We start from the raw sequence: 22314 nt of genomic DNA on the forward strand, positions 1-22314 counted from the left end.
CATGAACAAGCGCCTGCTGCTGCTCGCCTTGCTGCCACTGTTGGCCCACGCCGACACCGCCGTCAGCCCCGCCACCCTGGCCCTGCACCAACGCCTGCTGGTACTGGACAGCCACCTGGACACGCCGCTGACCCTGACCCGCCCCGGCTGGAACATCCTCGAGCGCCACGACTACCGCCAGGACGGCAGCCAGGTCGACCTGCCGCGCATGCGCGAAGGCGGCCTGGATGGGGGTTTCTTCGCCGTCTACACCCCCCAGGGCCCACGCACCGAGGAAGGCCGCGCCTACGCCAGCGCCTATGGCCTGGCCACCCTCACCCGCATCCGCGATGTGATCGACCGCAACCCCGACAGCTTCGCCCTGGCCCTGACCGCCGCCGACGCCCGGCGTATTGCGGCCCAAGGCAAGCGCGTGGTGTTTATCAGCATGGAAAACGCCGATCCACTCAGCTCCGATCCCGAGTTGCTCAACACCTACTACCGCCAAGGCCTGCGCATGCTCGGCCTGGTGCATTTCATGAACAACGACCTGGCCGACTCGGCCACCGCGCTGCCGGAATGGAAAGGCCTGAGCCCCAAGGGCCGCGACCTGGTGCAACGGGCCAACCGCCTGGGCATCCTGCTCGACGTGTCCCACGCCAGCGACGCGGTGTTCGACCAGATGCTGGCGTTGTCCAGCGCCCCGCTCATCGCCTCCCACTCCAGCAGCCGCGCGGTCAACCCGCACCCGCGCAACCTCGACGACAACCGCGTGCGCCAACTGGCGGCCAAGGGTGGGGTGATCCAGGTCAACGCCTACAGCGACTACCTGATCCCCCTCACGCCCAACCCGGATCGCAACAAAGCCATGGCCGCGCTCGGCGCACGCTTCCACAACCTCGCCGCCCTCAGCCCGGAACAGGTCAAGGCGCTCTATCAGGAACGCGACACCCTCAACCAACGCTTCGCCCAACCCAAGGCCAGCCTCGACGTGTTCATGAAGCACCTGTTGCACCTGCTGGAAGTGGCCGGCCCGGATCACGTCGGCATCGGTGCCGACTGGGACGGCGGCGGTGGCGTAAGCGGGCTGGACGATGTGAGCCAGTTGCCGGTGATTACCCAGCGGTTGCTGGATGCCGGGTATAGCGAGCACCAGGTGGCGAATATCTGGAGTGGGAATTTGTTGCGGGTGTTGCAGGCGGCGCAGGATCAGAAGCGACCATAGTTCAACGCGCGGGTATCCAACCTCTTGGAAAAAGCCGCCTTCGTCCTACGACTTGAGAGCAACGTGTGATAACGGTAGATTCGCCTCGCTTACAGAGTCGAAACACACCCTATTTTTCAAGGATGAAGGCGTTCTATGGATCACCAGAAGTTGCTGCTTGAGGTCAGAGAGGAATTTGTCTGGCTGGTGAGAAGTGTCGAGTCCAGCGCCGCAATGAGCCTGTTCGACATCCATCGGATCGCAGAGAAAATAGTGCTTCCGCTGTTCCAGACCATCATGGGCTGGCCTGACCTGCGTAATCTGAATGAAGAGGAAGAGGGCTTCCCGGCCATTGATCTGGGGGACGACGTCGAACACATCGGTATCCAGGTCACCGGTACCACCGACCTTGAAAAGGTAAAGGGCACGCTGGAGACGTTCCTGAAACACGATCTGGACGACACCTACAAACGGGTCATCGTCTATGTTTTGACCGACAAGCAGCGCAGCTACAAACAGGCCTCCATTGATAAAGTAACGGGCAGCCGATTGACCTTCAACGGCAAGAAGGATGTGCTCGACTACAAGGACCTGCTCAAGAAAGTCGCCAAGCTTGAGCCCGCCAAAGTCCGGGCCGTGTTGGAACTGCTCAAAAGCTATCGGCTGTCCGAAGATCCCGCACAGCGGCCGACATGGCTGATCAGAACGGAAACTTCACTGGCAGAAAGTGCCCCGTTTACACCTCGCTGGCTGTTTTTTGCGGAACGCAAGATTCCGCTGCTGGGGCGTAGTGCTGACTTAGATGCGCTGGGTGTCTTTATGGCGGACCCAGCGCTATTCAGGTGGTGGACGCTATGTGGTCCCGCCGGTATTGGCAAGACGCGCCTGGCCCATGAGTTGGAGCTCAAATATCGGGACGTCTGGTATTGCGGATTTACCGACGCAAAGAATCTCCCGAAGACTGGTCCAACTAATCGCACTGGCAACACTGACTCGCGGACTGGACATTCTTCAAGAGAATCATCAAATAGTGGTTCAGCTCGATGGGGAAGAAAAAAAGTACCTCCTTATCAAGGACGACTCATCCCAGAAGTTTCGCTTGCCGACCGTTGGAGAACTGAGGTCCGACGAGCAGCTATTCGAACAGTTGAACAGCCAACAACTACAGCTGTGGAAAGATTTGGCTACCCTGATTTCCAGCGACCAATTGGCGCCTACGATCAAACGGGCCTTGGAAGAATGCCCTCCCAGAGGCGTCCTGCAACCGGACCTTATCGGTGAATTCTTTATCGATGAACTGTGGCGCACTCAAATGCCTTTCGCCCAGGCCTCCAGGCGACCCAGCGGGTTGCCGGTGCTGACCGATCCTTCACTTGAAGCCATCCTGACATCGGCGTGGTCCATCAACCCTCACAACCTGCTTCAAACCCTTGATGCGTTGAAAAAAACCACCACTAATATCCCTGGTTATTTGCGTTTGTTATCGATGCTTACCTCGGTCGCCTGCAAGTCTCCAGCCCCAAACAAATCGGCACCGTACATGCTGGCGCGCTTGCTTTACAACGCAATGATCAAGCTCGGCACTGAAAAATCTGCGCCTCAACATACCCAGCAGGCATACGCGTTGCTAGCGACGTTGGCACAACGTTTTCCGACGGATCAGGAGGTGGGTTACAGACTGCACAAAGCGCATACACATTTGATCACTGACCCGTCATCCAAAGAGATCAATGATGAGCTAGCGCGGTCAGTCAACGTTGAGGCCGCGCAGTTCCTCAACGAATTCAAACAGTACCCAAATGACAGATTTGAGCTGTTCTGGGTCGACACCATCGACATCGTCACACGAGGGGCAATGGAGGAGCGTGATCCGGATAGGTTGGCTGAGGTGCTGGAGTCTACCCGGCTTGTTCAGGAGCATTTTGGTATGTCTCCCGACGTCAATGCCTTATTGGCAATGCTCTACTTAAAAATCGCGAATGACCTGTCAACGGCTGATGAAGACAACCGTGCGATCAAGTGTGAAATCATACCGCTCGCCGTGCGTTTTCTGCCTGCCCTCACCGCGCAGATCAAGAAAGGCATTGATCTTCCTGGGTTGAATCAGGCCGATCACGTGCGCATGACGCGGGCGATGGTGGATATCATGTTTGCCTTCACCAAACTCGCCATGCCACTGCCGGTATTGGAGCTAAAGCCGGTTTTAGAGCGTTCCCTGGCTAAAGTCATTGCCCCTGGCCCTGCCCTCACCATGAGCAGGGAAATGACTTTCTATGTTCAAGCGGCGTATTTGTCGCAAAAAAAAGTACCTGCCGCCATAGCGCTTGCATCCGTACTCAGGGCCGACGTCAACGCACCGTATTCAATTGAAGCTCTGCAATCGAGCCTGGTGGTGTGGGGCCAAGCATTGGAACTGTGTGTGGAAAACGGGGACCCGACTAGTTTTCTCGTCATCTGTGACAAGCTGTTTTCGATCTACCCGCTGCTCAGCGATGCTGGAAATATCATCGAGTACTTTACGCGTGCCCTGCTGTCACTGCGTGAAGGCATGCATGGGCTGTCTGTCGCAGAAGCATGCCTGGCCCGGTTTTCCGAACATTTAACGGCACGGACCACGGGAGCAAGCCGGTGCGCTTGCCTTTTTAAGGCTACCTATCTTGCAGCCGTTGGCATAGGGCTCAAGGACTCACAACAGCTCCTGGACAACCTTGAACAACTGTTCCTACTCATCAGACACCGCCTTGAATTCCCGGAACTGAATGAATGTTTGAATACCGCCTTGGTCCGTTACTGGTTCTCCAAAGGCTGCCCAATTCAAATGGAGGTGTTTGATAACTGTGAGCTCATTGTGGGTGCCGACGACACCCTTCTGATACGCGTCACTGACACAGAACACGTTGTCGTGAATGAAACAACGCTCTCGCTAGTCGAACAGGCAGAGGAATAACTGGGCTCCCCGTTTTCACCGCTACTGCCACCCGCCCCCCATCACCTTATACAAACTCACCCGATTACTCTGCTCCGCCAGGCGCAGGGTGATCAGGTCCTGTTGGGCGCTGTACAGCGAGCGTTGGGAATCCAGGGCTTCGAGGTAGCTTTGCGAGCCGGCGCGGTAGAGCGCGTCGGACAGGTCGTAGCTCTTCTGGCTCGCCTCGGTCAGCGCTTGCTGGGCGGTGAGGCGCTGGTCCAGGGTGCTGCGCACGGCCAGGGCGTCGGCGACTTCCTTGAATGCGGTTTGCAGGGTTTGCTGGTAGGTCTGCACCTGGATCTCTTTCTCGACCTTGGCCGCATCCAGGGTCGCGCGGTTGCTGCCGGCATCGAAGATCGGCAGGCTGATGCTCGGGGCGAAGGTCCACGCGCCGCTGCCGGCCTTGAACAGGCTGGACAATGACGCACTGGCGGAGCCCGCGTTCGCGGTGAGGCTGATGCTGGGGAAAAACGCCGCGCGGGCCGCGCCAATGTCGATGTTCGCGGACTTGAGGCTGTGCTCCGCCGCCAGTACATCGGGGCGCCGCTGCAACAGGCTCGACGGCAGCTCGGCCGGCACCTGCACCAACGCCGCTGCCGATCGCAGGTGGGCGTCGGGCAGCAAGGCGTCGGGGATGTCGCTGCCGACCAGCAGGCGCAGGGCGTTGCGGTCCTGGAGGATCTGGCTCTGATACTCGGCCACATCGACCCGCGCCGATTCGACGGTGGTTTGCGCCTGGGCCACGGCCAACGCCGTGGAGCCACCCAGGGTGTGGCTGCGCTGGGTCAGTTCGTAGGTGGATTGCTGGCTGGCCAGGGTCTCTTCGGCCAGTTGCAGGTGCTCGTTGTCGGCGGCCAGGGTCAGCCAGGCGGTGGCCACTTCGGCCACCAGGCTGATTTGCGTGCTGCGCCGGGTTTCGGTCAGCGCCAGGTAGTCTTCCAGCGCTTCGTCCTGCAGGTTCTGCACGCGGCCGAACACGTCGACCTCATAGCTGCTCAGGCCCAATTGCGCGCTGTAGTCGTGGCTGGTCACGGCCGTACCGCTGCTGGACAGCGAGCCCGGCGTGCGGCTGTGGGTACCGTTGACGCTGGCGTCGAGGGTCGGGAACGCCGCTGCGCGCTGGATGCGGTATTGCGCCTGGGCCTTCTCGATATTCAGGCTGGCCAGGCGCAGGTCGCGGTTATTGGCCAGGGCCAGGGTTTGCAGGTGTGCCAGGCGGCGGTCGGTAAAGAACTGCTGCCACTGGATGTCGGCCGGCACCTCACCCTGCACATCCGCTTGCCATTCGCCAGGCACCGGTGCCTCGGGTTGCTGGTAGTGTGGCGCCAGGTTGATGCAGCCACTCAAGACCACTGCGGCCACTAACGGGAAGAGAAAGCGGGTCATGCGTCACCTTTTTCGACAATGGGCGTCGTGCCGGCTCGGCCAAAGCGGCGGCGAATCAACACAAAAAACAGCGGTACAAAGAAGATCCCCAGCACCGTGGCGCTGAACATGCCGCCCAGCACACCGGTGCCGATGGCCCGGCGCCCGGCGGAACCTGCGCCACTGCTCACGGCCAGGGGCAGCACGCCGAACATGAAGGCCAAGGACGTCATCAGGATCGGCCGCAGACGCTGGCGCACGGCGATCAGCGTCGCCTCGCGCAGGCTGTTGCCTTGCTCCTGCAGGTGCTTGGCAAACTCGACGATCAGGATCGCGTTCTTCGCTGCCAGCCCTACGGTGGTCAGCAGGCCGACCTGGAAGTACACGTCATTGCTCAATCCCGTAAAGCGTGTGGCCCACACCGCGCCGACGATACCCAGTGGCACTACCAGGATCACCGAGAACGGCACCGACCAGCTCTCGTACAGCGCGGCCAGGCACAGGAACACAAACAGGATGGACACCGCATACAGCAACGGCGCCTGGGACCCGGAAAGACGCAACTGGTACGACTGGCCGGTCCACTCGTAACCAATGCCATCGGGCAGTTGCAGGGCAATCGCCTCCACCGCGTCCATCGCCGCGCCGGAGCTCACACCGGGCGCCGGGTCGCCGACCACTTCCAGCGAGGATGTGCCGTTGTAGCGCTCCAGCAACGGCGAGCCATAGCTCCAGGCACTGCTGGCAAATGACGAAAACGGCACCATTTCATCGTTGCTGTTGCGCACGAACCAGCGGTCCAGATCGGCCGCTTGCATCCGCGTGCTGGCTTCACCCTGCACGTAGACCTTCTTCACGCGGCCCTGGTTGAGGAAGTCATTCACATAGGTGCCGCCCAGCGCCGTGGACAAGGTGCTGTTGATGTCGCTGGTGCTCAGGCTCAGGGCCCCGGCCTTGCGGTCATCGATACTGATTTTGAGTTGCGGTGCATCGTCAAGGCCATTGCTGCGCACGCCCAGCAGGCGCGGGTCTTGCCTGGCCAGCGCGATGAACTGCTCGCGCGCCGCCACCAATGCGTCGTGGCCAAGACCGGCGAGGTCCTTGAGCTGCAAATCAAACCCCGAGCTCTGGCCCAGGCCACGCACGGCGGGCGGTTGCATCACGAATACATCGGCATCGCCAATGCTTGCCAGGGCCAAGGTGGCACGTTGGGCAATCGTGGCGGCATCGTCCGAGCGCTCACTCCAGTCCTTCAAGCGAATAAACGCCCGTGCGGTGTTCTGGCTGTTGCCGCCCATGCCCAGGCCGCTGATGCTGATCATCGCCTCGACTTCCGGCTGCTTGAGCATGTACGCCTCGAACTGCTGCAACACCGCCTGGGTGCGGCTGTCGGTAGCGCCCACCGGCAGCTGGATTTGCGCCATGAGAATGCCCTGGTCCTCATCCGGCAAAAACGAAGTAGGCAAGCTGGCATAACCCGCCGCCATGGCTGCGGCGATCAGCACATACACCACCAGGCTGCGCCATGAGCGTTGCAGGACAGCGCCGACCAACGCTTCATAGGCGCTGGAACAGCGTTCGAAGGAACGGTTGAACCAACCGAAGAAGCCCCGTTGAACCGCGTGCCCCGGCTTGAGCAGCGTGGCGCACAGTGCCGGCGTGAGGGTCATCGCCACCACCACCGACAGCACCATGGCCGAGACGATGGTCACCGAAAACTGCCGATAGATGATCCCGGTGGAACCGCCAAAAAACGCCATGGGAATAAACACCGCGCTCAGCACCAGGGCGATGCCGACCAGTGCACTGGTGATTTCATTCATCGATTGACGCGTGGCCGCCAGGGCCGACAAGCCCTGCTCGGCCATCACCCGTTCGACGTTTTCCACCACCACAATCGCATCGTCGACCAGCAAGCCAATGGCCAGGACCATGGCAAACATGGTCAGGGTATTGATCGAGTAACCGAACAACGCCAACACGCCAAACGTGCCCAGCAACACCACCGGCACAGTGATCGCCGGGATCAGCGTGGCCCGCAGGTTTTGCAGGAACAGGAACATGATCAGCACCACCAGCACGATGGCCTCGCCCAGGGACTTGACCACTTCCTCGATGGACAGGCTCACAAAGGGCGTGGTGTCGTAGGCGATCACGTTCTTCAATTGCATTTCGGTGGGGTAAAACGGCGCCAGTTCCTTGAGCTTGGCCTTGACTGCCTCGCCCACCTCCAGCGCATTGGCGCCCGCCGCCAGTTGCACCCCCATGGCGGCAGCCGGCTTGCCGTTGAGGGCCGAGTTGATGTCATAGCTCTCGCTGCCCAACTCCACGGTCGCCACGTCGCCGAGCAGCACGACCGCGCCGTCGCTGCCGGACTTGACCACCACATTGCGGAACTCCTCGGCCGTCTGCAGTTTGCTGCGCGCGCTGATGGTGGCATTGAGTTGCTGGCCCTTAACCGCCGGCAATGCGCCGAGTTGGCCGGCTGAGACCTCGGTGTTCTGCGCCTCCAGCGCAGTGCTCACATCCGACGGCATCAGCGCGTATTTTTCCAGCAGCGCCGGGTCCAGCCAGATACGCATGGCGTAGCCCGACCCGAGGGTCTGCACGTCGCCCACGCCGTCGATACGGCTGATGGAGTCGAGCAAGGTGCTGGAGATGTAGTCACCGATCTGGGTGCCGGTGACGCTGGGATTATCCGAGGCCAGGGCGGCAATCATCAGGAAGTCCGAGCCGCCCTTGGTCACGGTCAGGCCTTCGCTCTGCACCGACTGCGGCAAGCGCGACTCGGCCTGTTGCAGCTTGTTCTGCACCTGCATCTGCGCCACATCGGGGTCGGTGCCGGCGCCAAAGGTCAGGCTGATACTGGCGCTGCCCGCCGAACTGCTGGAGGCCGACATATAGGTCAGGTTGTCCAGGCCTTTCATCTGTTGCTCGATGACCTGGGTCACCGAGTCTTCGACGGTCTTGGCCGACGCGCCGGTGTAGGTGGCGGAAATACGCACGGTGGGCGGCGCGATGTCCGGGTACTGCTCCAGCGGCAACTGGCTGATGGATAACGCGCCGCCGAGCATGATCACGATGGCGATGACCCAGGCGAAAATCGGTCGATCGATAAAGAAACGCGCCATGTTCAACCCTCCTGCGCCAGGGCGCCGGCATCGGCGGCCTGGGTCTGGACCACGGCGCCGATGCGGACTTTCTGGCCACCTTCGACGATCACCTGGTCACCGGCCTGCAAACCCGCCGTCACCCACCACTGGTTGCCCACGGCGCGGTCAACGCTGAGCACGCGTTGCTCGACCTTGCCGTCAACCACCAGCAACACCGAGGTCACGCCGCTGGCGCTGCGACTTACGGCTTTTTGCGGGATCAGGATCGCCTGGTCATCCCGGGCCTGCTCCAACACGCCACGCACGTACATGCCGGGCAGCAGCACATGCTCGGGGTTGTCGAACACCGCACGCAAGGTCACGGTGCCGGTGCCCTGGTTGACGCTGACCCCGCTGAACTTGAGGCGGCCGTCGTGGTTGTAGGTGCTGCCGTCATCCAGCGTGAGGCTGATGCGGGCCTCGCCGTCGCCGTTGGCCTGCAACACGCCACGGGCCAGGTCGCGCTTGAGGGCGAGCAATTCAGTGGTGGACTGGGTCACATCCACATAGATCGGGTCGAGTTGCTGCACGGTAGTGAGTGCGGTGTCCTGGTTGGCCACCACCAGTGCGCCGGGGGTGACCGTGGACGTCTCGATACGCCCGGCCACCGGCGAGCTGATGCGGGTGTAGGCCAGGTTGATGCGGGCAGTGTCGAGGTCGGCCTGGGCCACCTGGACGTCAGCGGCGGCGGTCAGCAGGGTGGCCTGGGAATCTTCGTTGGTTTGCTGGCTGATGGCGTCGATCTTCACCAACCGGGCGTTACGCGCGGCGGTGGTCTGTGCCGACTTCAAGGTGGCGCGCGCCTTGGCCAGGCTCGCCTGGGCCTCAGCCAATGCCGCCTTGTAGGGTGCCGCATCCAGTTGGTACAGCGCCTGCCCGGCCTTGACCTCGGCGCCTTCGACAAACAGACGCTGCTGCACGATACCGCCGACCTGCGGGCGAATCTCGGCGACCATAAACGCCTGGGTGCGCCCGGCCAGCTCAGTGGTCATGACCTGGCGCTTGGGCTGCACAGTGATCACCGAGACCACGGGGGTGGCGACTGCCGGCGCAGGGTCGCCGGCCGAGCAGCCGCCAAGCAGCACCAGAATGACGAACGACAGGAGAACCGCGGCGGTTACCAGGTATTTGGCGAAAAGTTTGGTCGACATAGTTGCCTCTGCAAGACGGGGTGGTGCAAGCCTTACCGTCATGCTGCTCGGCAAATGTGCAGGAAAATTGAAGATTGCCCGCCTGGGTTGAATCTTTCCTCCATGGAGCCCTAAATGGGCGGGTCCACTCTTTTACGGCCCTTGTTCATGAAGTTGAGTATCTCCACCAAACTGTTTGTCGCCGTATCGGCCGGTGTGCTGCTGGTCATCCTCAGCATGGGCCTGGCCACCGGCTGGAGTTTTGGCCGCGGGTTTCTTGGCTATATCAATGAACAGGCGCTGGAGCGCATGGCCACGGTGGTGCCGCGCCTGGCCAGTGCTTATGCGCGCGAAGGCAATTGGGCGTTCATGCGCAACCGCCCGGATCGCTGGTTCGACATCATGCGCCCAGACCCCGACGAAGAACGGGTCACCCATGACCTGCGTACACCGCTGGCCTCGGACTTGACGGGTGCGCTGTTTCGCATCGCCCTGCTCGACAAGGACCGCAAGCGCGTCACCGGCTACACCGCGATTGGTGAGGATGCGCTGGTGAGCCCCATTGTGGTCGCGGGCGAAACCGTGGGCTGGCTGGCCGTGACCCCGTTCCAGAGCGTGACCGAGGCCGGTGGCGAACGCTTCCAGCAATACCAGCTGCGCACCAGCCTGGTGATGGGCGTGTTCTCGTTGCTGCTGGCGATGCTGATTGCCTGGTGGATCGCCCGCACGCTGCTGGAGCCGGTCAAGCGCGTGGCCGCCGCCACCCACCGCCTGGCCAGCGGCGACTACAGCAGCCGCGTGGCCGTGGCCTCCCACGACGAAGTCGGCCAACTGGCCCGCGACTTCAACCAGTTGGCCTATACCCTGGAGCGCAACGAAAAAATGCGCCGGGAGTTCATGGCTGATGTCTCCCACGAACTGCGCACACCGCTGTCGGTGCTGCGGGGCGAGCTGGAGGCGATCGAGGACGGTGTGCGCAGCCTGGATCAAAGCTCAATGAAGTCGCTGCAAGGCGAAGTCAGCATGCTCAGCAAGCTGGTGGATGACCTGTATGAACTGTCGCTGGCGGACGTGGGCGCCCTGACCTACCGCAAGGCCCCATGCCTGCTGAACGACGTGCTCGAAAACAGCCTGGCGATCTACCGGGAGCGTTTCACCGCCCGCCAGTTGCAGCTCGACCTGAAGCTGCCGCGCGAGCCCGTGGAGCTGCTGGCGGATGCCAGTCGGCTGCAGCAATTGTTTTCCAACCTGCTGGAAAATTCGCTGCGCTACACCGACGTCAATGGCAGGTTGCGCATCAGTGTGGGGGGCGACCGCGACACGGTGCGTATCGACTTTCTCGACTCCGGGCCGGGCGTGTCCGCAAGCCAGTTGCCACGCTTGTTCGAGCGGTTCTACCGTGGCGAGTCATCGCGCAACCGCGAGCATGGCGGCGCCGGCCTGGGCCTGGCAATCTGCCGCAGCATCGCCAACGCCCACGATGGCAGCCTGGTTGCCGACCACTCGCCCTACGGCGGCCTGTGGCTGACCCTGCGCCTGCCCCGGAGCCTGTGAACCATGCACGATGAACCGCCGATCCTGATCGTCGAAGACGAACCCAAGCTCGCCGCCCTGATGCGCGACTACCTGGAGGCCGCCGGCTATACCACCCGGTGCCTGGACAATGGCCTGCACGTGGTGCCCGCCGTGCGCGCCCACGAGCCCAGGTTGATCCTGCTCGACCTGATGCTGCCCGGCCGTGACGGCATGCAGCTGTGCCAGGACCTGCGTGGTTTCAGCGCGGTGCCGATCATCATGATCACCGCCCGTGTCGAAGAAGTGGACCGCCTGCTCGGCCTGGAAGTGGGCGCCGACGACTACATCTGCAAACCCTTCAGCCCCCGTGAAGTGGTGGCCCGGGTCAAGGCCATCCTGCGCCGCAGCCCGCAGCTGCTCGGCACCGGCGCGCCGCGCCTGCTGATCGACGAAGCCCGCTACCAGGCCTCGCTGGACGGCATCGCGCTGGACCTCACGCCCCTGGAACTGCGCCTGCTCAACACCTTCGCCCGCGCCGCCGGCCGCGTGTTTTCCCGCGACCAGTTGCTGGATCACCTCTACTCCGACCACCGCGTGGTCACCGACCGCACGGTGGACAGCCATATCCGCAACCTGCGGCGCAAGCTGGAACAGGTATGCCCGGGGGAAACGCCGATTGAGTCGTTGTATGGGGTGGGGTATCGGTTTCAGTTGGCTGAAAAGCAGCCACAGGCCTGACAACACCGCTTCCCACATTGGGTTCTTCGGTGCTTGGAAGATTGAGGTTACATCGGCGTGCTGCTGATAACCCGCAGCGCCAACCCCTCGTACGCATCCAGGGTAATGGTGAACTCGCCCTCCGCCGTCAGGTCGCCCTCCACCCGTTCGTTGATGATGTCCACCACCATCCCCGCCGCAATATCCGGCAGGTTCAGGGTTTCGGTGATCGGCGTGGCGCCGAAGTTCAGGGCGGTGATTTGCGTGCCTCTGCCGGCCGGCAATTCGTGGACCATGATCAACAGGCCGGGGTTCTGCACGTCGGGCACCAGTATCTGGCGGCTGGCGGCGATGTCGTAGGCGCGGCGCACGGCGAGGATCTTTTGCAGTTGCGAGGCGAACGAGTCCGGGTCCTGCAACTGGCTGTTGAGGCTGCCGTAGAGGCTTTTCGAGCGCGGCATCTGGCCGGCCGACAATTCTGCGTCCGGGTTCAGGTCCACCAGGTCGTACGCGCCGCGATGAATCCAGCGGGTATCGCCATCCTGCATCAAGTGCGCGACTTCCTCGGCGGCCAACGGCAGCGCGCCTACCAGGTCCCAGCCGGACAAGGCGAACACCCCGGGCTGCATGGCGTTGTACATCACCAGCAGTAAATGGATCTGGCGAATCTGTTGAATGTCGGCAGCACTGATCGCCTCCAGGTCGCGAATGCCCAGCGCGGCCGTGATGATGCTGGCGGTGGTGCAGGACACGCCATTGGTCACGAACTTGAGGTTATACGGCGCATGCTCGCCGGCCAGGCGTTCGTACATCTGCTCGCGGATGTGCTCGCGCAGGATATTGCCGGGGAATGTCTGCCCCTGGTAAAGGAAGGTGTCGTGGGCATGCAGGGTCCAGAAGTGCACCAGCTCCAGGGTCAGCTCATCGTGGTTCTGCAACGCGTGGATCAGCGAGCCGGGGTCGATGCCCTGGCGGTGCATTTCGCGCAGCATCAGGCGCAGGAATTCGGCATCGCCCATCAACAGCGCGTGCTGGTACGCCGGGCGGGTGATGAAGTCATAGGACAGGTCGGCGCCGCCATGGGACATCGACGCAATGTCATCCACCGTGAGGTTCAACTCCTGGAAGCTGAAACCACCGGCCTTGCGAATCGCCCCGCCCAGCAGTTGGTTGCCGGTGATCGACAGCGGATGGCTCTCGGACCAGGCCGTGCCATCGAGGGTGCGTTCCACGCCGAGGAAACCATTGGCGTCCAGGCGCAGGATCTTCGCGCCCATCACGTCGATGGCGTGCAAGGCGTCGCCGATGATCATCTGCTGCGCGGCGAAGGTCGGGTCGAGCCAGTTCAGCGACGGCTGGCCTTCCTTGAAGTAATGCAGGTACACCCAGCGACGCGGCTTGCCATCCACGCCGATGACCACCGGCGTGGTGCTCCAGTCGGTTTCCTTGACGCCGGGCTCGAAGAAGATCACCCGCTGTAACTGGCCGACGATATAGTGCTTGTCGCGCAGGGCGTCCACCTGGGCCGGGCTGAGGTTCTGCGCATCACGACCCTCGGTCACGTCGGGCAGCAGCGGCCAGTCTTCCTCGCGGATCTCCACCATATGGTAAAGGCCGGGGTAATCCTCGTAGGCCATCTCCGCCAGGCGAAAGTCCGCGCCCTTGCCGGTGTGGGACGGAATCACGTCGTCGATGATCACCGCATTGTGCGCCGCCGCCATGCGCGTCAACGCCTGCAACTGCGCCTCGGTGCCCAACTGCGGGTCGATCTCGAAGCTGATGCGGTCGAAATTGCCGTCGATGGTCGGCGTGTGCCGGGTGCCGGTCAGGCCACCGGATTTCTTCAGCGGGCCGTTATGGATGCCCTGGATGCCGATCTTCGACAGCGCATGCCATAGCGTCTCATCCCCCAGCGCCTCCAGCACCGTACCGCCCTCGCGCGTCACAATCGACGCCGGGTAGGCGGTAAACCACACCGACGACAAGGCCGAGGCATCACGGGGCCGGGTCTGCGCATACGGCTGTTGCCACAACCGGCCCTGGCCCGAATAGAGCTTCGCGCGCTGGCGTGCCGCGTGCAGCATCGATTGTTCCACCAGCCAGTTCACATGGTTGTTTTCAGCCGCGGTCATAAGCTTGGTACCTGTCGTGGTTAAACATTACTCGTGAACATATGAGGGCTCGGTGGGCCATTCGTTGCATTGCAATGTGGCGTGCCTGAACGGGTGTAGATACCGTCTTGTCCAACACCGCACAAATCCGTAGCTGTCGAGCCCCGGCGAGGCTGCGTCGGCCGCGGCTCGAGCTTGAGTCGGCAGCGCGCCTGACGCAGCCTCGCTTGCGCTCGGCAGCTGCTACGGGGGTGGGGCCGTGAGGTGGATTGGTTTTCGTAGCAGCTGCCGAGCCCCGGCGAGGCTGCGTCGGCCGCGGCTCGGACTTGAGTCGACAGCGCGCCTGACGCAGCCTCGTTTGCGCTCGGCAACTGCTACGGGGGTGAGGCCGTGAGGTGGATTGGTTTTCGTAGCAACTGCCGAGCCCCGGCGAGGCTGCGTCGGCCGCGGCTCGGACTTGAATCGGCAGCGCGCCTGACGCAGCCTCGCTTGCGCTCGGCAGCTGCTACGGGGGTGGGGCCGTGAGGTGGATTGGTTTTCGTAGCAGCTGTCGAGCCCCGGCGAGGCTGCGTCGGCCGCGGCTCGAGCTTGAGTCGGCAGCGCGCCTGACGCAGCCTCGCCAAGGCTCGACAGCAAGGGAATCGAGTCGGGCTCTCAGCAGGTTTCCCGATACTGCCTCGGCGTAAACCCCGTCGATGCCTTGAACTGTCGGGTGAACGCGCTGTGGTCGGTATAGCCGCACTGCAGCGCGACCTCGGTAATCGGCATGTCGCTGTGCAGCAACCGATGGGCGTGTTCCAAGCGTACTTTCTGGATCATCTGCCGGGGTGTCAGGTGGAACACGCGCTTGCAGTAGCGCTCCAGTTGCGCCACGGAAATCCCGGCGATGCGCGTCAGTTCACCGAGGGTGACACGGCGGTTGAAGTGCGTGCGGATATGCTCGTCCACAGCGGCCAGGCGTTGGTAGGCCGGGTGGGTTTGGCTGGCCGATTGCAGGTCGACCGAGATCCCGGCCAGGCCGATGATGCGGCCTTCGTGGTTGTACAGCGGCCATTTGTGGGTGAGGCACCAGCCGGGTTCGCGGCTGCCGTACAGGTGCAGTTCAAGTTGGTCTTCCAGCACAAAACCTTGCTGCAGCACGCGCCGGTCCTGCTCGGTGTAGCCCGGTCCCAATGGTGCGGGAAAGACGTCGGCGCTGGTCTTGCCCAGCAATGGTTGCAGCTGCTTGAGGCCGCAGCGCTGCACCAGGGTGCGGTTGGCGAGGACGTAACGGGCCTCCAGGTCCTTGATGAAGATGGCGGCATTGGGGATCACGTCGAGCATTGGCAGCAGCTGCGCCACACCGGCCAGTAGCTGCTCGATGCTGTGGGGAGGGCTGGCCCCTTGGCAAAGGCTCGCAAACGCGCGTTGAAGCATGAGTGTCTCTCCCCGGCTGTCACCTTGATGGCAAGCAGATTGCCCCATGCCTGGGGTGCTGTCGAGCAGGGCGAACTGTGCTGATTTCGTCATCGATGTCGGCAAAAAACATCAATCGCCGCCCAGCCTGCGCGTTCACGATAGGGCCACTGCATGCCTATCCCTACACTCACAAGAAGGCAGCCCACAGCTCTTATTGATGGAGCACGTTATGAAGCGACTGCATGTGATCGACTCCCACACCGGCGGCGAACCCACGCGCCTGGTGATGACCGGCTTCCCCGCGCTCAAGGGCGCGAGCATCGCCGACCAGTTGGAAAACCTGCGCACGGAGCACGACCCATGGCGCCGCGCCTGCTTGCTGGAACCCCGTGGCAATGACGTACTGGTGGGGGCGCTGTACTGCGCGCCCGTCACCCCGGGCGCCACCTGCGGGGTGATCTTCTTCAACAACGCCGGTTACCTGGGCATGTGCGGCCACGGCACCATCGGCCTGGTGGCGTCCCTGCAGCACTTGGGGCTTATCCAGCCGGGCGTGCACACCCTCGACACCCCGGTGGGGACGGTGGCCGCGACCTTGCACGACGACGGTGCCGTGACCCTGCGCAACGTGCCTGCCTATCGCTATCGCCAGCAGGTGACGGTGGATGTACCGGGCCATGGCGCAGTCCAGGGCGATATTGCCTGGGGCGGCAACTGGTTCTTCCTGGTCTGCGAGCATGGCATGGCGTTGGAGATGAGCAACGTCGACGCTCTCACCGACTACACCTGGGCGATGCTCAAGGCCCTCGAGGCCCAGGGCATCCACGGCGCAGACGGCGCCCTGATCGACCATATCGAACTGTTCGCCGACGACGCCCACGCCGACAGCCGCAACTTCGTCATGTGCCCTGGCAAAGCCTACGACCGCTCGCCCTGCGGCACCGGCACCAGCGCCAAGCTGGCGTGCCTGGCCGCCGATGGGAAACTCGCCCCCGGTGATACCTGGGTACAAGCCAGCATCACCGGCAGCCGCTTCGAAGGCCGATATGAATGGGACGGCACACGTGTCATCCCCTTCGTCACCGGCCGCGCCTACATGACCGCCGACAGCACCTTGCTGATCGACGAGCAAGACCCGTTTGCCTGGGGCATCTGAGCCCAACCCCTTTGATTGAACGCTGCAAGGAGCCAGGACAATGAGCGACAACATCTTCACCGGTTGCGTCCCCGCGCTGATGACCCCATGCACCGCCGCGCGCAAGCCGGACTTCGACGCGCTGGTCGCCAAGGGTCGCGAGTTGATCGATATCGGCATGAGCGCCGTGGTGTATTGCGGGTCCATGGGCGACTGGCCGTTGCTCACCGAAGCCGAGCGCCAGGAAGGCGTGGCGCGCCTGGTGGCGGCCGGCGTGCCGACCATTGTCGGTACCGGCGCGGTGAACAGCCGCGAGGCGGTGGCCCACGCCGCCCACGCGGCCAAGGTCGGCGCCCAGGGCTTGATGGTGATTCCGCGCGTGCTGTCCCGAGGTGCGTCCGCCACGGCGCAAAAGGCGCATTTCTCGGCGATCCTCAAGGCCGCGCCCAACCTGCCGGCGGTGATCTACAACAGCCCCTACTACGGCTTCGCCACTCGCGCGGAGTTGTTCTTCGAACTGCGTCGCGAACACCCGAACCTGATCGGCTTCAAGGAGTTCGGTGGCGCTGCCGACCTGCGCTATGCCGCCGAGCACATCACCTCCCAGGACGACAGCGTGACACTGATGGTCGGCGTCGATACCCAGGTGGTGCACGGTTTCGTCAACTGCAACGCCACGGGCGCGATCACCGGCGTCGGCAATGCCTTGCCCCGCGAAGTGCTGCACCTGGTGGCCCTGAGCAAGCAAGCCGCCAAGGGCGATGCCAAGGCCCGGCGCCTGGCGCGGGAACTGGAAGCGGCGTTGGCGGTGTTGTCGTCCTTCGACGAAGGCTGCGACCTGGTGCTGTATTACAAGCACCTGATGGTACTCAACGGCGACCAGGGCTACGCCCTGCACTTCAACGAGACCGACGTGCTCAGCGATGCCCAGCGGCGTTACGCCGAAACCCAGTACGCGCTGTTTCGCCAGTGGTATGCCAACTGGTCGAGAGAGGCGTAGCTGATGCACGACCCTGACCCTGCGGATATCGCCGTAATCGGAGCCGGCATCATTGGCGTTGCCTGCGCCCTGCAGCTGGCGCGCCAGGGGCGGAAAGTGCGGGTGATCGACCAGCAGGCGCCCGGCATGGGCGCCTCCTACGGCAACGCCGGGCACCTGGCGACCGAGCAAGTGTTCCCGATCGCCGACCTGTCGATCCTCAAGCGCTTGCCCGCCATGCTCATGGACCCCATGGGCCCGCTGCGCCTGGACTGGAAATACCTGCCACGCGCCCTGCCCTGGTTCATCCGCCTGCTGCTGAACCTGCGCCCGGCGAGTTACCAGGGCACGGTGACGGGTCTGCGCGCGCTCAATGAAGCGAGCTTTGGCGCCTGGCAACGGTTGCTGGCCAGTATTCAGCGCCCGGAGCTGTTGCGCGAAGATGGCTCGCTGCTGGTGTTCGAACGTTCAGACTCCCGCGCGGCCATCGATGGCTTGCAACGGCGCGTGCAGGCGCAAAACGTGCCGGTGGATTTCTGGTCGGCGGATGCCATCCGAAGGATTGCCCCGCAATTGGGCGCCCAGATCCAGGGCGGCCTGTTTTTCCCGCGAACAGGGCACTTCCTCGACCCTTACCGATTGGTCTGCGAATTGGTGGAGGCGGCCAAGGCCAGTGGCGTGCAGTTCCTCCAACACCAGGTGCTGGATGCGCGGGTTGAAGGCGATGGCGTCACCGTGAGCACCGATCAAGGCACCTTTGCCGCCCGCCAGGTGCTGATCGCCTGTGGCGCCCACTCGGCCAGACTCACCGCCGCCCTGACCGGCAAAAAAGTCCCACTGGATACCGAACGCGGCTATCACCTGATGCTGCCCCATGAACATCAGCGCCTGCCGTTTGCCGTCACGTCCCTGGAGCGCAAGTTCATCATGACACCCATGACAGGCGGCCTGCGCCTGGCCGGCACCGTGGAATTCGCCGGCCTCGACCGCCCGCCGAACATGGCGCGGGCGTGGCAGTTGCATCGGTTGAGCCAGGGGTTGTTTCGTGAGGATTTGAGTGCAGAGGACGCGACCCCGTGGATGGGCTTCAGACCGTCGCTGCCGGATTCGCTGCCGATTATTGATCGGGTGTGTGACGGGAAGGTGCTGCTTGCGTTCGGGCATCAGCATCTGGGGCTGACCCAGGCGGCGGTGACGGCGGAGATGGTGGGGCAATTGGCGTCGGGGGCGCCTGCGTTTTCGGGGTTGCCGGCGCTAGGGCCGTATCGACTGGGGCGGTTTTGAGAAGAACCGCCACGTCCAAGCACAGCAACTTGCACAAGCTATTTCATGTGGTGAGCGGGCTTGCCCCGCGTGGGGGGCGAAGCGCCCCTGATCAAGACGAATGCCGAGTCTCAGGCACTCCTCTGCGCCTGGTTTTGGGGCTGCTGCGCAGCCCAACGCGGGACAAGCCCGCTCACCACAATTGAGCTCGACAACTCCCACATTTGATCTTCATGGTTTTGCAGACGGTGCTCGCTTCACTGCACGAGATTACCGGTCGAAGCAGCCAACAGGGCATCCGCCGTGCCTTGGATTTCTTCGCGCATCCACAGCTTTTCCAACCAGCCGCCAGGAATTGCTTGGGCGCCATAATACGCACCGGCCAGCTGACCAACGATGGCTGCGGTAGTGTCTGCGTCATCGCCCAGATTGGCCGCCATCAGCACTGCCGCCGCAAAGCTGTCGGTATGGTGGAAGCACCAGAGTGCGGCCTCAAGGGACGCCACGGCGTAGCCGGTGCCGGCGATGTCATCACGCGACTTCTCCAGGTAATTGCCCTGCGCAAGTGCGGCGACTTTGGCGGTCGCGAGGTCCATCTGCGCCAACTGCAATACCTGATCCTTTGAAACACCCTCAAGCGCATTGCTGATTGCCTGGGCCAGCACCAGGCAGCACTCGATTGCTTCCAGAGCAGCGTGGGTGGTGCGCGAACTTTCGGCGGCGTAATGGCGGATACGTTGAAGGTCCGGAAAGTAAAACAACACCACCGGTGCAAGGCGCATCATCGAACCATTTCCGGCGGAATACGGATCCGTAGAACCTGAAAAGGGGTTTGCGCTGTCTTGATAGGCCGTTAGCGCTTTACTCACGGTCAGGCCAATATCGAAACAGTCGCCGGTGGAGCTCAAATAGCCCCATTTCCACCAATTCAGATAGCGACCCATCTGATCCGCCGCGTCAAACCCCTCTTTGCGCAACAGACTTTCGGCGAGGCACAGCGCCATTGAAGTATCGTCAGTCCACTGGCCGGGCTTGAGGTTGAACGGCCCTCCTCCCACCATATCGGTGAGCGGAGTAAATGTGCCACGGGGCATGAACTCGACCGTGGTACCGACTGCATCGCCACAGGCCAAGCCCAGCAAACTGCCGCGATAACGATCCAAACGTGTAAGAGACATGGGTCCTCCTTGAAAAATCATGTCGGAGTGCACGGAGCGGCAGTCACTTTACTTGACCAACCGCTTCTCCTTGGAGGGGCGATATCCGAAATACGAGCTGTAGCACTTGCTGAAATGGCTTGGCGAGACAAACCCGCACGCCACCAGCACCTCCACCTGTGACAGTTCGGTGTGCTGCAACAACCGGCGTGCTTCGGTGACGCGCAGTTCCATGTAGTAGCGCTGCGGCGTGGTGCCCAGTTGCTCCTTGAACAGGCGCTCCAGTTGGCGGCGCGAGCGGCCGGCGTAGACGGCGAGTTGGTCGAGTTCCAGCGGTTCTTCGAGGTTGGCATCCATCAGCTTGACCACTTCGCGCAGGGGCGCGCTGACGCTGACGTTTTCAGTGGGTTTGATCCGCCGGTAACGCGATTCCTCGAAGGCCAGGATGTCTTCGATACCTTCGACCAGGGCTTTGTCGTGCAAGCTTTTGATCCAGTCCAGGGCCATGTGGAAGGCGCCGGAGGGGCTCGACGCGGTAAGGCGGTCGCGGTCGATCACGTAGGGCTCGCTGGTAACGTGGGTGGCCTTGGACACTTCCGCCAGGGCCGGGCGGTGTTCGGGGTGGATGGCGCAGCGGTAGCCCTGCAACAGGCCGGCACGGCCGAGGAACCATGCGCCGTTCCACAACCCCGCGAGGCTCACGCCCTGCTCGGCGGCACTACGCAGCAGTTGGATCAGTTGGTCGTCAGCCTTGAGTTCGGTGCGAAAGCCGCCGCAGATCACCAGCAGATCCAGGCCTTGCAGCGCGGGCGCATCGAGACGCGCATCCGGCCGGATCACCAGGCCCAGGTCACTGATGACTTCCCCGTCGTCACAACCGAAGGTGCGCGTGGCGAACAGATCAGGTCGCAGCAGGTTGGCGGTGACCACGGTGTCGAGGGTCTGGGTGAATGCCGGCAGGGAAAAATGTTCGAGCAGCAGGAAGCCGACGCGAGTGACCGATGCCGGCTGGGAGGTTTCGTTGAGGTAGCGCAGGTTCTTGCCTTTCATGCCACCGCTGAACTGGCGTCTTTCCATCGAGGATTGGCCCACTTTTATTGTTGATGCAATGGGCGCCATCTTAGGGGGAAAAACGCTGGCTGTCTCAGGCACTGATCTTGAAAAAACCACGGGCGCCAAAAGCCCGTGGCAGAACCCTCGCCGACGCATCTGATACGGTTTTTTCTTTGCTATCTGCGCCTGTATTGAAACGCCGCCTGGGCGGACAATGGCCCCCATCCCCACCCCCTTCCTTCGGAGGCCTTATGACCAAGATGGCGATTTTCCTGTTCGGTTTTTTGGTGCTGACCATCGGCATCGGCCTGCTGGCGACCATCTCGCCGGTTTAGCACCTAGCCGGCAAACAACATCGGGTACAGCGACAGCACCAGCAACCCGGCCATTGACCAATTGAACAGCCTCAACCAGCGCGGCTCGCGCAGCACATTACGCAAGCCGCTGCCACACCCGACCCACACGCACACGCTGGGTAGGTTGACCACGGCAAAGACCAGCGCAATCACCAGCACGTTGGTGACATAGCCCTCAGCCGGCGTATAGGTGGTGATGGCCCCGAGCGCCATTATCCACGCCTTGGGGTTCACCCACTGAAACGCCGCCGCGCCCAAGAACGTCATGGGTTTGCCGTGTTCATCATTGCTATCGGACATGCCGCCCGCCGTGGCGATCTTCCAGGCCAGGTACAGCAAGTACACCGCGCCCACATAGCGCAACACCGTGTAGGCCCACGGGAATACCTTGAACACTTCGCCCAGGCCCAGGCCGACCGAAATCACCAGCAGCATGAAGCCGATACTGATCCCCAGCGCATGGGGCATCGAGCGACGAAACCCGAAGTTCACCCCCGAGGCAAGCAACATGGTGTTATTCGGCCCTGGGGTGATCGAGGACACGAAGGCGAACAGCACAAAGGCTGACAGCAGGCTGGTAGACATGGACATGGTGCGGCATCCGAGCAGTGTGGTAGGCCTGCGACAGTAGTGGGTTATGCCGCCCGGCGCCCCGTACAGCCAGGCACGGATCGAGGCATACACTTCAGGTTCAGATGGCTCCGGCGTTTTCACAAAGCTTTCACAGACGCGGCCTTATGGTGAACCCAGCTCCTAATGAACATCCCTTTTAGCCCGTGCTCCCCATCGCGGGCTTTTCTTTGCCTGGGATTTATACGGGGCAAAAAAGAGG

General features: G+C 62.5%; 17 protein-coding genes. 9 read left to right on the top strand and 8 right to left on the bottom strand.

The window, feature by feature from the left end; translation table 11 throughout:
• Position 1: 1 nt before the first annotated feature.
• The 3 genes from F6S08_RS25060 to F6S08_RS25070 all read left to right on the top strand — a co-directional run bounded on the left by F6S08_RS25060 (position 2) and on the right by F6S08_RS25070 (position 4130).
• Positions 2 to 1204: a dipeptidase gene (locus F6S08_RS25060; RefSeq protein WP_065927395.1), complete on the top strand. Its 1203-nt coding sequence runs from the start codon at positions 2 to 4 to the stop codon at positions 1202 to 1204.
• 135 nt (positions 1205 to 1339) lie between these two features.
• A complete protein-coding gene (locus tag F6S08_RS25065; protein ID WP_315872475.1) occupies positions 1340 to 2464 on the top strand; it encodes an SMEK domain-containing protein in 1125 nt (374 codons plus the stop codon).
• A complete protein-coding gene (locus F6S08_RS25070; protein WP_315872476.1) occupies positions 2364 to 4130 on the top strand; it encodes a hypothetical protein in 1767 nt (588 codons plus the stop codon). The genes F6S08_RS25065 and F6S08_RS25070 overlap by 101 nt, the downstream gene beginning before the upstream one ends.
• 21 nt (positions 4131 to 4151) lie before the next feature.
• Here the strand turns inward: F6S08_RS25070 and F6S08_RS25075 are convergent, their stop codons facing one another.
• Genes F6S08_RS25075 through F6S08_RS25085 form a run of 3 tightly spaced genes read right to left on the bottom strand, consistent with a single transcriptional unit; the run spans position 4152 to position 9819 of the window.
• Positions 4152 to 5537 (bottom strand): efflux transporter outer membrane subunit, encoded by a 1386-nt coding sequence (locus F6S08_RS25075; RefSeq protein WP_065946927.1) that lies wholly within the window; start codon positions 5535 to 5537, stop codon positions 4152 to 4154.
• Positions 5534 to 8647, bottom strand: a complete 3114-nt coding sequence (locus tag F6S08_RS25080) for an efflux RND transporter permease subunit (RefSeq protein WP_315872477.1) — start codon at positions 8645 to 8647, stop codon at positions 5534 to 5536. Before F6S08_RS25080 ends, F6S08_RS25075 begins: the two co-directional genes overlap by 4 nt.
• A 2-nt stretch (positions 8648 to 8649) precedes the next feature.
• Positions 8650 to 9819 (bottom strand): efflux RND transporter periplasmic adaptor subunit, encoded by a 1170-nt coding sequence (locus F6S08_RS25085; protein ID WP_315872478.1) that lies wholly within the window; start codon positions 9817 to 9819, stop codon positions 8650 to 8652.
• A gap of 114 nt (positions 9820 to 9933) precedes the next feature.
• On the opposite strand from F6S08_RS25085, the gene F6S08_RS25090 reads away from it, so the two are divergent.
• Both F6S08_RS25090 and F6S08_RS25095 read left to right on the top strand, forming a co-directional pair.
• Complete coding sequence (locus F6S08_RS25090) at positions 9934 to 11352, top strand: ATP-binding protein (RefSeq protein ID WP_065927390.1); 1419 nt, start codon at positions 9934 to 9936, stop codon at positions 11350 to 11352.
• A gap of 3 nt (positions 11353 to 11355) precedes the next feature.
• Positions 11356 to 12051, top strand: coding sequence for a response regulator (locus tag F6S08_RS25095; protein WP_065946925.1), 696 nt, complete (start codon positions 11356 to 11358; stop codon positions 12049 to 12051).
• Between the two features lie 47 nt (positions 12052 to 12098).
• Here the strand turns inward: F6S08_RS25095 and treS are convergent, their stop codons facing one another.
• Together treS and F6S08_RS25105 are read right to left on the bottom strand one after the other, a co-directional pair.
• A complete protein-coding gene (gene treS, locus F6S08_RS25100) occupies positions 12099 to 14162 on the bottom strand; it encodes a maltose alpha-D-glucosyltransferase (protein ID WP_074846860.1) in 2064 nt (687 codons plus the stop codon).
• A gap of 633 nt (positions 14163 to 14795) precedes the next feature.
• Positions 14796 to 15557: an AraC family transcriptional regulator gene (locus tag F6S08_RS25105; RefSeq protein ID WP_027606712.1), complete on the bottom strand. Its 762-nt coding sequence runs from the start codon at positions 15555 to 15557 to the stop codon at positions 14796 to 14798.
• A gap of 211 nt (positions 15558 to 15768) precedes the next feature.
• Between F6S08_RS25105 and F6S08_RS25110 the strand changes: the two genes are divergently transcribed.
• The 3 genes from F6S08_RS25110 to F6S08_RS25120 are packed head-to-tail and all read left to right on the top strand — an operon-like array spanning position 15769 to position 18937.
• Positions 15769 to 16695 carry a 4-hydroxyproline epimerase gene (locus F6S08_RS25110; RefSeq protein WP_065927387.1) on the top strand — a complete coding sequence of 309 codons (927 nt, stop codon included), beginning with the start codon at positions 15769 to 15771 and terminating at the stop codon, positions 16693 to 16695.
• A 40-nt stretch (positions 16696 to 16735) separates the two neighbouring features.
• Complete coding sequence (locus F6S08_RS25115) at positions 16736 to 17674, top strand: dihydrodipicolinate synthase family protein (RefSeq protein ID WP_065946923.1); 939 nt, start codon at positions 16736 to 16738, stop codon at positions 17672 to 17674.
• A 3-nt stretch (positions 17675 to 17677) separates the two neighbouring features.
• Positions 17678 to 18937 carry an FAD-dependent oxidoreductase gene (locus F6S08_RS25120; RefSeq protein WP_315872479.1) on the top strand — a complete coding sequence of 420 codons (1260 nt, stop codon included), beginning with the start codon at positions 17678 to 17680 and terminating at the stop codon, positions 18935 to 18937.
• A 236-nt stretch (positions 18938 to 19173) separates the two neighbouring features.
• Here F6S08_RS25120 and F6S08_RS25125 read toward each other — a convergent pair whose 3' ends face one another.
• Both F6S08_RS25125 and F6S08_RS25130 read right to left on the bottom strand, forming a co-directional pair.
• Positions 19174 to 20094 (bottom strand): ADP-ribosylglycohydrolase family protein, encoded by a 921-nt coding sequence (locus F6S08_RS25125; protein WP_065946921.1) that lies wholly within the window; start codon positions 20092 to 20094, stop codon positions 19174 to 19176.
• 48 nt (positions 20095 to 20142) lie between these two features.
• Positions 20143 to 21150, bottom strand: a complete 1008-nt coding sequence (locus F6S08_RS25130; protein ID WP_074846863.1) for a GlxA family transcriptional regulator — start codon at positions 21148 to 21150, stop codon at positions 20143 to 20145.
• Between the two features lie 80 nt (positions 21151 to 21230).
• Between F6S08_RS25130 and F6S08_RS25135 the strand changes: the two genes are divergently transcribed.
• Positions 21231 to 21461: a hypothetical protein gene (locus F6S08_RS25135; RefSeq protein WP_141690759.1), complete on the top strand. Its 231-nt coding sequence runs from the start codon at positions 21231 to 21233 to the stop codon at positions 21459 to 21461.
• Between the two features lie 3 nt (positions 21462 to 21464).
• On the opposite strand, the gene F6S08_RS25140 is transcribed toward F6S08_RS25135, so the two are convergent.
• The gene (locus tag F6S08_RS25140; RefSeq protein ID WP_065927383.1) at positions 21465 to 22073 is read right to left on the bottom strand and encodes a LysE family translocator; all 609 of its coding nucleotides are present in this window, start codon (positions 22071 to 22073) and stop codon (positions 21465 to 21467) included.
• Positions 22074 to 22314 lie beyond the last annotated feature (241 nt).

The organism is Pseudomonas sp. JV449, from assembly GCF_032424295.1.
GTDB lineage: Bacteria > Pseudomonadota > Gammaproteobacteria > Pseudomonadales > Pseudomonadaceae > Aquipseudomonas > Aquipseudomonas marginalis.